General features: G+C 48.9%; 12 protein-coding genes. 1 reads left to right on the top strand and 11 read right to left on the bottom strand.

Going from position 1 to position 12,151, the window contains the following annotated elements; genetic code table 11:
• Positions 1-119 precede the first annotated feature (119 nt).
• From EI981_RS04850 to EI981_RS04840, 3 genes are all read right to left on the bottom strand, one after another.
• On the bottom strand, positions 120-1,787 hold the full coding sequence (locus EI981_RS04850; protein WP_162616086.1) for an extracellular solute-binding protein: 1,668 nt from the start codon (positions 1,785-1,787) through the stop codon (positions 120-122).
• A 93-nt stretch (positions 1,788-1,880) separates the two neighbouring features.
• The gene (locus EI981_RS04845; protein WP_126995915.1) at positions 1,881-2,765 is read right to left on the bottom strand and encodes a carbohydrate ABC transporter permease; all 885 of its coding nucleotides are present in this window, start codon (positions 2,763-2,765) and stop codon (positions 1,881-1,883) included.
• 17 nt (positions 2,766-2,782) lie between these two features.
• Complete coding sequence (locus EI981_RS04840; RefSeq protein WP_126995913.1) at positions 2,783-3,703, bottom strand: ABC transporter permease; 921 nt, start codon at positions 3,701-3,703, stop codon at positions 2,783-2,785.
• 147 nt (positions 3,704-3,850) lie between these two features.
• Between EI981_RS04840 and EI981_RS04835 the strand changes: the two genes are divergently transcribed.
• Entirely contained in the window at positions 3,851-4,594 is a 744-nt protein-coding gene (locus tag EI981_RS04835; protein WP_162616085.1) for a glycoside hydrolase family 16 protein, read from the top strand.
• 527 nt (positions 4,595-5,121) lie between these two features.
• On the opposite strand, the gene EI981_RS04830 is transcribed toward EI981_RS04835, so the two are convergent.
• From EI981_RS04830 to EI981_RS04795, 8 genes are all read right to left on the bottom strand, one after another.
• Positions 5,122-5,451 (bottom strand): hypothetical protein, encoded by a 330-nt coding sequence (locus tag EI981_RS04830; protein ID WP_126995909.1) that lies wholly within the window; start codon positions 5,449-5,451, stop codon positions 5,122-5,124.
• 112 nt (positions 5,452-5,563) lie between these two features.
• Positions 5,564-5,890, bottom strand: coding sequence for a hypothetical protein (locus EI981_RS04825; RefSeq protein ID WP_126995907.1), 327 nt, complete (start codon positions 5,888-5,890; stop codon positions 5,564-5,566).
• Positions 5,891-6,225: 335 nt separating this feature from the next.
• Positions 6,226-7,122: a DUF2268 domain-containing putative Zn-dependent protease gene (locus EI981_RS04820; protein WP_126995905.1), complete on the bottom strand. Its 897-nt coding sequence runs from the start codon at positions 7,120-7,122 to the stop codon at positions 6,226-6,228.
• 442 nt (positions 7,123-7,564) lie between these two features.
• Complete coding sequence (locus EI981_RS04815; RefSeq protein WP_126995903.1) at positions 7,565-8,716, bottom strand: amidohydrolase family protein; 1,152 nt, start codon at positions 8,714-8,716, stop codon at positions 7,565-7,567.
• Positions 8,706-9,779 (bottom strand): pyridoxal-phosphate-dependent aminotransferase family protein, encoded by a 1,074-nt coding sequence (locus tag EI981_RS04810; RefSeq protein ID WP_126995901.1) that lies wholly within the window; start codon positions 9,777-9,779, stop codon positions 8,706-8,708. Before EI981_RS04810 ends, EI981_RS04815 begins: the two co-directional genes overlap by 11 nt.
• Positions 9,763-10,548, bottom strand: coding sequence for an ABC transporter ATP-binding protein (locus tag EI981_RS04805; protein WP_126995899.1), 786 nt, complete (start codon positions 10,546-10,548; stop codon positions 9,763-9,765). Before EI981_RS04805 ends, EI981_RS04810 begins: the two co-directional genes overlap by 17 nt.
• Complete coding sequence (locus EI981_RS04800) at positions 10,548-11,300, bottom strand: ABC transporter ATP-binding protein (RefSeq protein WP_126995897.1); 753 nt, start codon at positions 11,298-11,300, stop codon at positions 10,548-10,550. Before EI981_RS04800 ends, EI981_RS04805 begins: the two co-directional genes overlap by 1 nt.
• Positions 11,300-12,133 (bottom strand): ABC transporter permease, encoded by an 834-nt coding sequence (locus tag EI981_RS04795; protein ID WP_127004364.1) that lies wholly within the window; start codon positions 12,131-12,133, stop codon positions 11,300-11,302. Before EI981_RS04795 ends, EI981_RS04800 begins: the two co-directional genes overlap by 1 nt.
• Positions 12,134-12,151: the final 18 nt, after the last annotated feature.

Raw genomic sequence — 12,151 nt, 5'->3', positions numbered from 1 at the left:
TATTACAATCCGCCCGTAAAGTCATCTGACTTCATCGTTAAAATAGTAGAGACGGTAAGAGTGGGGTTGCCAGCCATCATTTCGATAGCCGGCATCCATTCCAATATAACGAGATCGTATTACTCCGCCATTTTAGTCTTTCGTACATCCAACTCGCCCTGACGGTATTCCATCACCTGGTCAAAGCCGTAACTTGTGCGGCGGGCCAGGAAGCCTTCAAAGATCTTATCAAAGGCAGCCTCATCCTTGGCGGTAATCAGCTCTGGCATGACTTCTTCCCAATTTTGAGAAATACGCGCCCAGTTTACCGCTGCATCGGAATCGCCAAGAGGATCCAATCCTTTGTAGATGCCGCCATCAATATCTGCCTGGGCATTGGCGAAATCGGCCATTTGCTTGATGACTAACGCTTTCTCCGGTCTCCACTGATCGACGATGACAGGGTTGCGCATCATCCAGTAAGTATCCATAATGCCGTATTCCTTCTCCAGCTTCTCAATATCGGAATCCAGCAATTGGGCCATATCCGCCTTCAACTGCGGCTTGCCATCAGCCATTTCCCACATCTCGCCTTCCTGGCCAAGGAATAAATCTCTTTGCCCTTCCTCGCTAGCCAAGTAAGTCAGGAAGCGAATCGCACGCTCTGGATTCTCGCAGGACTTGCTAATCATCGTGACCATCCAGCCATCCATATTCCCCGGGAATAGCTTGGCGCTATCACCTTTGCTGTTCTGCGGCCCGTCGACGGCAATATAGTAAGAGTCCGGATTGTTGCTTGCGGCCAGCATCGGGTTAACCGCCGTCATTCCGGTCCACTCGCGGACCATCATGAAATAACGGGCATTATTCGTCTTTTCCTCGACCTGGGTATCGGAATCTACCAGAAAATCTACATTAATCAGTCCACGCTCGTAAGCGGTACGGAAGGTTTTCAGCCAAGTCAGGTAATCCGGGTCGGTGATGCGATCGTATACTTTGCCGTCTTTTTCATGCGGGACAGCTAACAGATTCTGCAAATACTCTGTCATCCCGTAAGGCACATTCCCCTGTGCAAAGAAGGGGCTAATCGGCTGGCCTTTATACTCGGAATACTGATCCTTGAGCAATTGCAGCGCATTCAGGAAGCCTTCCGGTGTAGATAAGTCCGGACTGCCCATGTCCTCATACAGGTCTTTCCGGACCAGGAAGGTCTGGTTGGCCGCTGTCATACCGGTTTCATGCATCAGGTTAGGACTATATGAATCATTAGGAATGCCGTAGGTGTTGCCGTTTTCTTGCTTATACCACTTCAGCGTACCGTCCCCGGCTACTTTGAAGAAGTAGGGATCATACTGGTCTGCCAGCTCATTCAAGGCATACACATGATCGCCTTCCCACAGCTTCTTGACAGCGGTTTCCCAAGAACCCATAGTAATCAGGTCCGGAAGTTTGCCGGAGGTCATCATCAAGGTAATATGCTCATTAGCTTCGCCGGAGGGAACTTCAATGTTCACTTTTACGCCTGTTTTTTCAGTAATGTACTTGGAATTCAAGCTCTCCCCCCAGGAACGGCCGTACCAGGAAGCGCCTACAAACCAGGACATCTCTACAGGGCTTGTATCCAATTTCCAGCCGGGTTCATCCGGATTCAGCTTAACCTCATTTTGCGTGTTCTCGGGCTTATTGTCTGCAGGCGGGGAATTCGGCTTATTGGAGCTATTCTTGCTTCCCGTACATGCAGCCAGGCTCAGCATCAGAACTACAGCCATGATTAAGGCCATGCTTCGCTTCATGTGCTTGTGTTTCATTACATGATCATCCTTTCTTGCTAACGATAATGGTTGTATATAAATCATCTGTCCTAGTAAACCTTCGGTTACGGTTATTTAGACAAATGACGCTTACCCTTTAATGGCGCCAATCATTACGCCTTTGACCAGATAGCGCTGTATAAAGGGATAGACCGCAAGAATCGGTAGAGTCGCCACCATCATGGAAGCAAACTTGATAGAGTTGCCGGGCAACTTCGCTCCGAACTGTGCCATAGCTTGCTGCTGCATGAACGACATGGAGTTCTCGGCGATAATTTTGTACAGCATCGTCTGCAACGGCAATTTATCCTGCGAGCGGATGTACAGAACCCCCTGATAGTAATCGTTCCAATGATATACGGCTGCAAATAGCGATATGGTCGCAATGACGGCCATGCTATTGGGCAGTACAATTCTGAACAGCACCCCATAATCGGAAGCACCGTCTACCTTTGCGGACTCCTCCAGACTGTCAGGAATTGTACGATAGAAGCTGATGAAAATAACCATATCAAAAAAGGTATACATCGCCGGTATGATGAAAACCAGGAAATTATCATACAGGCCCAGCTTGGTCATGAGTATAAATGTAGGAATCAACCCGCCGGAGAACAGCATCGTAATCAAGGCAATTTTCATATATACCTTACGGCCGATCAGATTGGATTTACTCATGCCGTAGGCCACAATAGCGGTAAACAATACGTGTACTACGGTTCCAATCACGGTACGCAAAGTGGTGACCAGAAAACCGTTCATCAAGTGCTCATCATTAAATACAACGCGGTAGCTGTCCAATGAGATCGCTTTCGGGAACCAGTTCACGGTGCCAAGCAAGGCCTGCTCCGGTGCATTAAGTGCGTTGATGAACACGAAATACATTGGATACAGCGTAATAAAGCAAACCGCCAGCATCAATAAGGTATTACAAACACTAAACAGGCTGATACCGCGAAGTTTTCTGCGTTTTCCCATGGATCCATCCCCCTTTCCTAAAAAATGCCTTCGCCATTAAGCTTTTTCGATGTGAAATTAGCTAGGAACAGCAGCCCTAATGCCACAATGGAGCGAGCAAACAAGACGGCCGTCGAGAAGGAGTAGCGCCCGGAGACCAACCCCATGTTATAGATATAGAGATCTATACTTTCCGCCATCTTCATGTTCATGTTGTTCTTCAACATGAAGATCTGTTCAAAGTTGCTGCCTAGCAGCCCACTGACGGCGAGAATGAACAGAATAGCAATGGTAGGACGGATGCATTGGATGGTAATGTACCACATTCGCTGCCAACGATTGGCGCCATCCAGTTCCGCCGCTTCATATAGCCCAGGATCTATGCCGGATATCGCAGCGATATAGATGATGGCGCTCCATCCGGTCTCCTTCAACGTATCGGAGAAAAAGGCAATCCACCAAAAGTATTTAGGATCGCTGTTAAATAAAATTTCACGCTGCTGGATTCCCAGTGCCATCATCAATTGGTTGATCACACCGCCCTCGCCCAGCCAATTGAGCATAATGCCACCGAATATCGTCCAGGCAATAAAATGTGGCAAATAGGAAATGGTCTGCACCGTGCGTTTGAAACGGATGCTGCGGATCTCATTAAGCAGTAAGGCAAATAAAATCGGGATGGGAAAGCCCAGCACCAGACGAATCGAACTCATCCCCAGCGTATTGCGGATCGATCGCCAGAAACGGTCGTCCATTACAAAGTCCTGAAAATGCTTCATCCCTACGAAGGGCGATTCCAACATAGACTTGGCAATGTTGTAGTCCATAAACGCAATAATTAGCCAAAACATAGGGATGTAACAAAAGATAAACATCCAGACAATCCCCGGAATAACCATGCTCTGCAGCTGCCATTGTCTCATAAAGGTTTTAATTTGTTCTGTTTTCTGTTGGAACATAGTGCCTTGCCCCCTTCCCCTCCATCGTATGAAAATACGCATAGGAAAAAAAGGCCATCATTTTTGGCCATATCCCATTTTTTTAGATTCGTTTGACCCTTGGTCTGAATGAAGTATGCTGTAGAAAATGGAGGGAGCGTGCAGGTAATGAATAAACTAATATGGCAGCAGGATTTTGTACATCATCCTACCGATCTGAAGGAATGGAATATTCGCCTGGGCAACGACTTGCTGGATGACCTTGGCCATGTTCTAGCACCAGGCTGGGGGAATGGGGAACAGCAGTTTTACACGGGGAATCATGATAATCTGTATATAGATAAGTCCGGCTTAAACCTATGCGCGCGCCGCGAGGAGACCCTTGCGAACGGACAGAGCTTCGCCTATACCTCAGCTCGTATAGACACAAAGGATCATTTCTCCTTCTGTTATGGCAAGCTCATTGTTCGCGCCAAGCTTCCCGTTGGGAATGGACTATGGCCTGCCGTTTGGCTGCTCCCGCAGCAACAGGTTTACGGCCCTTGGCCCGCTTCTGGCGAGATCGATATGCTGGAAGCCAAAGGCCGCCTGCCCCAGCACATATTCGGTACGCTTCACTATGGGAAGGATTGGGATCATAAAGTCACCGATGAGTTCTCCTACCAGCTCGAGGAAGGAACCATCAACGAATTCCACGATTACGCGATGGAATGGAACACCGGCTCGATCCGCTGGCTGATCGATGGACACTGCTACGCGGAACGTGAACTACAGCCTGGCATTCCCCCCTTTGACGAGCAGTTCTATCTGGTACTCAACCTGGCTGTAGGCGGCTGGTATGACAATGTCCCGGTCGACGAGGCAGCGCTGCCCGCGGTGATGACCGTCTCGAACATATGGGTGTATCAATAGCCTTGTTCATTTCGGCTGACAAGTATAATGGGTCATTCGTAGGCAAACGTTAAAAAGCAGAAAAAGCGTGCCGCTGGCAACAAATTCGCATACCCTTGAAACGCTCTAACGGAACTCCATATCGCGATTTGGGCAAAAACAAGGGCGGATCAAATCTAACGAAACTGTATATCGTTATTTGGACTAAAAACAGGGCAAATAAATTCTAACGAAACTACGTATCGCTATTCGGGCTAAAAACAGGCTTTGGGCCACCATTTTCGCTAAATAACGATACCCTGTTTCGCTAGAATTTTCAGATGCCGCTTTTGGCCTGAATAGCGATACCATGTTTCGTTAGAATTTCCAGATGCCCCTTTTCCTGAATAGCGATACCACGTTTCGTTAGAAAATATTGGCCTACCACTGGATGAACCTCTTCAGACGATAACGGCTGGAGGTAACCGTCAAGGCATGGTATCAATAATGATAGTTTCGAAAATTTAGGTGTATCAAATAGCTAATATAATAGGGGACTTCCTCGATGTTCACGAATATCTTTTATTGGCCTTCATTAAGAAAATAATCGGGTTAGCGATACAGAAAATGGCGTTTACTAAGAACAGCATAGTTGAAGCTTCATCCCCACCAAGACCAATCTCATCCACGATAATTGCCTGATAGTATAATAATTGGGCAGAGACGACTAACGAAACGAGTGATAGACCAAAAACAAACGAGCCATTCGCCAATTTCCTTCTTAGTTTGGGTAGGATGATGATCACAAATAATAATAAAGATACAATTAATAACGTGATGAAAATGGGCCTCATTAATGTAAATGCTCCCGCCGTTTCAAACGAGTCGTAAGTATACAAAGGATTACCTCCAAACTCTTTTATTTATAGGGCTAGATAGAATCCTATAATTGAATAATATTGTACGTATTACGCCATGGAAAGCAAGCGGTAGGAAGCTGATCAAGCTCTACTAGTATTCATTCGGGTCAGCCTCCTGCATCTCCCTCTTTGTATCCGGTGTTACCCGATCATGTAATAACGTTACTATAAGCTGTACGCCGTCACTCATTCCCTGTAAATACGAGTGCTCGTTCTCGACTGCCTGCTTGAAATGATGTTTATCCTCCCAAGCCATATACTCTGGAAGACTCGTTGGATCTGTATCTGGAAACATTGCGTCGAATGCAGCGCGTTCTTCAACACGGAGTTCACGCAGTTCGGGTTGGCGCTCAATCCAGGCTGCAACCTGATCCAACCTCTGCTCAATTGCACTTTGAAACCACGATGGCAATTCCATTGCTATTTGGCCTCCTCTGTATCGAAAATTGCTTAGTTACATCCATTATCAATCTGATGCTCGAACCATAACAGATAAAGTTCTCAACAAGATGCTATTTATTGGCTATATCAAATGTAATATTCGAGCTTTGCAAAGGTCTAAAAATCAAACCATCCTATTTCTTCAAGTTGGTTGAATGCGAGCATGACAATATCCAAGAGAAGCACAAAGAAATATAAAGGGACACAGACTAAAGTAAGCCGTGTCCCTTTGATCTATTATTTGATCCAAAAGAGTTACCATGTTTCCTTCTCATACCGAAGCTCGCTAATATGATACACTTCAATATCTGTTCAATCGAATAGCCCGCATTGCTCGATAATCTCATCCGCTTGCAGCAGCGTAGCTTCCGCTATCCCGACATGATTCAGGTTCATAAAGGATTGCACCGCTTTGTAACCAATCGCATATCCCGCATATGGAGACAATCCAACAGGGGAATATCCCTGTTCTTTTGCATAGATATCGCCAAACATGTAGCTGCTGACCTCGGCGAAGCCTTTGATATTCAAAGCGTTTTTCAGTACCTGGATAGAATACATCTCATCCTCTTCATCCAAGGAAGTCACCCAAGGACCTATTGAATCTTGTCCATACAATTCCCGAGCAAACGACTCCGCCAAACCCTCGATAATTAAATATTCTCCAACCGTTATGTTCCCATGGTCCCAGTCAAAATAGGAAAACCGAATGTTGTGATGAAATTCATGTGCAATCACGGCAGGAATTCTTGGAATATTATAGTTGTTCGGGTAAATGGTGACCTGGATAAATCCAGGGATTCCGCCAAATCCGGAGTATCCGTTGACCAATTCCAGCTTGTGGGGGTCCGCGATATACAAGCCAAGCTTCAGCTCGTCAGCATGGATTTTCAGTCCATGTTGGAGCGTGAAGTCCGTGCACGCGTGCAAAACTTCTTTTGCAGTAGATAAGGCGCCGATCTCTTTTAAATTCTGTAAAACATGAGTACCTGTCTCCGTTTCGCTTAAGTCCAAATGCCCAAGCATTTTTGCGGCCATGACGACATCGTAACCGCCCGGCTCTTTGGCATGAAGCGGCACATTGATGAACCTCCACATCGCCTCGAACGGTTTCATCATGGTATAACGGAAAAAGTCCTCTCTTTTACAGGGTTCCAAGCCATACAGCTTCTCATATTGTTCTAAAGTGTCTTCGACAGTAATTTTCATGAATTATACCTTCTTTGAGTTATGGGGTAGGGGCGGACTCATGGCTTCCATTTTAAATTCAGTCGACCCCCTCAAAAAACAGCATAAGGGATCACGTTACGTGAAGGTCAAGGCAACAAAATCAGACTATGGAGAGGAAACTGGCATGAGCGATCAAAGTTCCAATCTAACGCATAATGGAAGGAGCATCATCGGCGTATAGCTGGGGATGAATAAGTCTCGGCTCGGATAAAAGTAGGGGAACTAACGAAACTACATATCGCTATTTCCGCAAAAACAAGGACAAAAAAAATCTAACGAAACTACGTATCGTTATTTGGATCAAAAACAGGCTTTAAGGCCCTATTTTGGCTGAATAACGATACCCTGTTTCGTTAGAGTTCACTGTTTCGCGGCGAGGCAGCGCCCAAAGCTGCGAACTAGGCTGCGCCGGAGCTACGCCCTATATCAAATCCGCTTCGGCTGCTCCTGTAATGACGGATACAATGCTCTTCCGAAGCTGAGCCGCATTCCCTGCCTGGTATGGATCGGCATCGAAAATAATCGCATCAGCCAAATATCCCTCTGCGATCTGTCCCAATTCGTGGCCGCTGCCGAGAATTTCGGCGGCATCTGCCGTGGCCGCCTGCCACGCTTCCACACGAGTCAACCCATAATCCAGCAGCGTGTCAAGCTCCTGAAGGTTGTACCCATGAAGCGCGGGTGTGGCATAATCCGTGCCAAATCCGATGCGAACTCCCGCTCTCTTGGCATAGCGAACCGCATTAGGATGGGCTTCCACAGCGCGAGCGGCGCGATCACAAATGACCGGAGGTAATGCCAGCACGCCTGCCGGATCAGCGGCGATACGATATATCGAAGCTGTAGGCACATAGGCTACGCCGGATTGGGCCAGCCCGTTCGCCTGTTCCTCGGTCAGGAACATTCCGTGTTCTATCGATTCCACCTTGGCCTGGATGGACCAGTCAATCGTTACTCCGCCCCAGGTGTGAACCATCACCTTTTTATGATGAGCATGTGCATGACGAACGATGAAAGAGAACTCTTCCTGCGAAAAATTCGGATCAAGCACTTTTTCAGCAGGTGCTCCAAGGCCGCCTGTCGCCATAATCTTAATCCAGCCTGCCCCTGTATCGAAGATCTCCTTCATATGTTGCTCCAAATACTTCACCCCGCGGGCATCCGCTGCCCCCAGCATATCACTGCTGGTCTGTACCCTTAATGGCTGTCCATAATGCTGAACGAGATGGGCCACGGTGCCTGGAGGGAGCCCGCCCGCATCGCGCGCCGTCGTTACACCAGTCCGCAGCGTAGCCGCAAAGGCTTCAGCTTGCATAGCCTCGATCTCCCGGGCATCGCGCCTCAATTGATCATCATGATCAAAGTCTGTCCAAGCCAGGTGGGTATGAAGATCAATGACCCCCGGACTGATCCATAAATCTTGTCCTGACGGAGCCAACTCGCCATATTCCCGCCCCGATTCCACAATTGAGGAGAACCGCCCATCCTTAATGGTAATATCAAAGCGTTTCCCTTCAATCCCTGCTATAAATATGCGATTAAAGGTTTGCTCCCGCGGATGCTTATTGATCATGTCCTGCCTCCCAGATCTGCCGGACCCTCTCAACCGCGGCATCCGCGTCCCGCTCTACTAACTTACCGATCCCCTCAATCGCTTCCTCCACACTTTGCCGACAAGCATTAGCACCGAAATGGTTGATCCGCAGAAGCTGACCGAACAATTCACCATCTCCCGGAGCCACGATGCCAACAGGACGCTCGATAAGCAAGCTCTGCTCACCGGCTATCCGAACCGTCGTCGTCAGCTTGGAATAATATCTGCCATCCTTCTGCCAAGGCTCCAGCCCCAAGGCTTTAATGCCGGCAACCGCAGAGGATGCAGCCAATTCGTGACGCCGAATGACTTGTGCCAGGCCTTCTTCCTCAACAAGGGTCAAAGCAGCGATCAGTGCCCTAGCCTCCAGCGTTGGAATGTTAGCAGGAACACGTACCGGCGCTGCTCCATTGTCAAGTATTGGCTTCAAATCCAGCAAGGACAGGATCGAATTACGCGGTGCATTTACATTGGACTCCAAGAACTCCCAGCCCCGTGGTGAAACGCCGACCGCACTGACTCCATTAGGTCCGGCCAAAGCCTTCTGCGCACCTACTGCCACAAAGTCGACTCCCCAATCATCTACCCGCAGTTCCTCTCCCCCGACCGCTGAGACGGAATCCATCACCGTAATGAGGTTGTAGTCGCGGGCAATCTTTAATATCTCTTCAGCAGGATTCGCCCCGCCTGTAACCACTTCTGCCTGAACAAAAGAAAGCGCACACGGCCTAAACCGCTCAATTGCTGCAGCAACCTCTCCTACGGTAACCACTTCATTAAAGGGGACCTTTACCTCGGCAACGGTTGCACCGCCACGCTCAAGCCACCCTCCAAATAAGCTTCCGTAAGGGCCGGTCACTATATTTAAAATCGTCCTGCCAGGCGCAGCGATTCCTGCAGCCATCGCCTCAATGCCCAAGATCGCTTCTCCGGGGATGATGACAGGCGGATGCTGCGTATGCAAGAGCTTGGAGAACAGCCTGGTAAGTGTATCGAACTCGATTCGTGAGAGCGGCACATAGCCTTTAAGTTCTCTGGTCATATGAACCTCCTGATGTACTTAGTATTGGTATTCGCGGCACTGCGGACAGCAGCTCGCGGCTGTAATCCGTCTCGGGCCGGGCAAAGAATTGAGACTTGGAATTGACCTCTACCAGCCTTCCCTGCCTCATCACCGCTACAGTATCGCTAATCGCATGAATAACCCCCAGATCATGGGAGATGAACAGCATGGTGAGATTGAGCTCCTCTTTGAGCGTATGAAACAGTTCAAGCACACTTAATTGAACAGACACATCCAGCGCGCTCGTCGGTTCATCGGCAATCAGAAGGCTTGGCTCCACGCTTAATGCGCGCGCAATCGCAATCCGCTGCCGCTGACCTCCGGAAAATTCATGAGGATATCTATCCAAAGCTCCCTCTTCAATATGAACACGAGCCAGGAGCTCTTTGCATCTCTGTTCAACCTGACGCCGCTCTACGATTCTATGAAATAACAGCGCTTCAGATAGAATCTGCCGGATTGAATGCTTCGGATTCAGCGATGCGTCCGGGTTCTGGAAGATCATCTGAACATTTTTGTGCTGCTCACGGCTTCTCTTCTTCTTCAATGGCTGCGAACTCAGCCGGATCTCCCCCTCATCAGGAGCGATTAATCCAGCAATGACCCGGGCCAGGGTTGATTTCCCCGAGCCGGATTCTCCAACAAGGCCAAGGGTAGTATGCTGCTCTATATTCAGATCAACATGGTCCAGCGCGGTAAACCCGCCATATTGAACTGTTAAATTTTTCACCTGCAAAGCTGGCTCCATCACTCTTCACTCCCTTCAAGCTCTGGCAAAGGAAGCACCGAATCAAGCAGCATCCGCGTGTAAGGATTTGTAGGGTTTTGCAAAAGACTGAGCGTATCGTCATGCTCAACAATCTGTCCCTCTTTCATCACACACAACTTGGAACATAGGGCCGCAGCAATCGCAAGATTATGGGTGACAAACACCATGGCAAACCCTAGTTCACGCTGCAGGCTTGTGATCGTCTCGATAATTTGCCGTTGTACAGTCACGTCCAGCGCAGTTGTCGGCTCATCGCAGAGCAGAATGCCCGGCTTACATGCCAAGGCCATGGCGATGACGATCCGTTGGCATTGACCGCCCGAGAGCTGGCTCGGATAGCGATCTGATCTCTTCAAGGAATCAGGGAGGCCCAGCATTTCAAGTAATTCAAGCGCTTGGATACGGGATGCCTTCCGGCCTACTTTTTGCCTATAATAAATGACCTCCGCCACCTGCGCCACCACCGGGCAGAGCGGGTCTAGAGCGCCTCTCGGATCTTGAAACACCATGGCGCTGCTCACGTCGCTCTTGATGACTCCTCCTGTCTGCTCGATACCGCGAGGAAGCAATCCAAGAACCGCACGTAGCGTAAGTGATTTGCCGGAGCCCGATTCGCCAACCAGGCCCAGACTCTCTCCTTTACCCAGCGAGAAGCTGACATTGTCGACTAATTTCTTAGATTTAGCGGCCAACGATAAGGCCTCTACCTGTAATACCGTGTTAGCAGCCATTATTTTTTCCTCCATAAGTCTGCCAAGCCATCACCCACAAGAGACAAAGCAATCCCCGTATACACTACGGCCAGACCCGGAACTGCCGAGAGCCACCAAGCTGTCGTAATAAAAGAACGCCCGTCCGCAATCATGGTCCCCCAATCCGGGGTTGGCGGTGTAATGCCGATACCCAGATAACCGAGCGTAACGATCGCCACAAGCAGTCCGATCATGTCCGTCATGAGGACCACAATCGCTTGCGGCAGCACATTGGGCAGAAGATGGCGAAGGATGATTCTCACCCCAGGCAGCCCTAAAGTCTGTGCGGACGCCACCCATTCCTGCTCGCGGAACGAAGCGCTGAGACCCTTGACTACACGGGCAAATACGATCCATCCTACCAGCATAAAGGTGATATAAATGCCTCGTTCCCCCGCTCCGCTGGCAAAGGCCACGATAATAACGATCAAATAAAAAGGAAACGCGATCAGCGTATCCGTCAGCAACGAGATCATGGTATTAAGCCATTTCCCGTAATAACCTGCAAGCATGCCTAGAAATACACCCGTGCAGAATGGGATGATTTCCGCCAGGACCATAATTTTCAGGTCAGTTCGCGCTGCATAGATCAATCTCGTAAACAAGTCGCGCCCAAGTTGATCCGTCCCCAGCCAATGTTCCGATGACGGAGGCTGCAAAAAGGCGCTTAAATTTTGCTCCGAAGGCTGATAAGGACTAATGAAAGGAATGAAAACCGCCAGCCCGATAAGTACGGCAAACATGAGGCCTCCGACCAGAAGAGAGGGAGTGTTCCATACCCGGCTTGCTAGGCTTATCTTCCTTCCGCCCATAGGCCTTGGGGAGTCTAT

The organism is Paenibacillus lutimineralis, assembly GCF_003991425.1.
GTDB classification, from domain to species: domain Bacteria; phylum Bacillota; class Bacilli; order Paenibacillales; family Paenibacillaceae; genus Fontibacillus; species Fontibacillus lutimineralis.
The sequence above is the reverse complement of the archived record's forward strand: the minus strand, read 5'-3'. Positions and strand labels throughout refer to the sequence as shown.

Coding starts and splice junctions, on each gene's coding strand:
- EI981_RS04840 (WP_126995913.1), bottom strand. CDS start 3,703: ATGTTCCAACAGAAAACAGAACAAATTAAAACCTTTATGAGACAATGG.
- EI981_RS04820 (WP_126995905.1), bottom strand. CDS start 7,122: ATGAAAATTACTGTCGAAGACACTTTAGAACAATATGAGAAGCTGTAT.
- EI981_RS04810 (WP_126995901.1), bottom strand. CDS start 9,779: ATGACCAGAGAACTTAAAGGCTATGTGCCGCTCTCACGAATCGAGTTC.
- EI981_RS04815 (WP_126995903.1), bottom strand. CDS start 8,716: ATGATCAATAAGCATCCGCGGGAGCAAACCTTTAATCGCATATTTATA.
- EI981_RS04800 (WP_126995897.1), bottom strand. CDS start 11,300: ATGGCTGCTAACACGGTATTACAGGTAGAGGCCTTATCGTTGGCCGCT.
- EI981_RS04825 (WP_126995907.1), bottom strand. CDS start 5,890: ATGGAATTGCCATCGTGGTTTCAAAGTGCAATTGAGCAGAGGTTGGAT.
- EI981_RS04795 (WP_127004364.1), bottom strand. CDS start 12,133: ATGGGCGGAAGGAAGATAAGCCTAGCAAGCCGGGTATGGAACACTCCC.
- EI981_RS04845 (WP_126995915.1), bottom strand. CDS start 2,765: ATGGGAAAACGCAGAAAACTTCGCGGTATCAGCCTGTTTAGTGTTTGT.
- EI981_RS04850 (WP_162616086.1), bottom strand. CDS start 1,787: ATGAAACACAAGCACATGAAGCGAAGCATGGCCTTAATCATGGCTGTA.
- EI981_RS04835 (WP_162616085.1), top strand. CDS start 3,851: ATGAATAAACTAATATGGCAGCAGGATTTTGTACATCATCCTACCGAT.
- EI981_RS04805 (WP_126995899.1), bottom strand. CDS start 10,548: ATGGAGCCAGCTTTGCAGGTGAAAAATTTAACAGTTCAATATGGCGGG.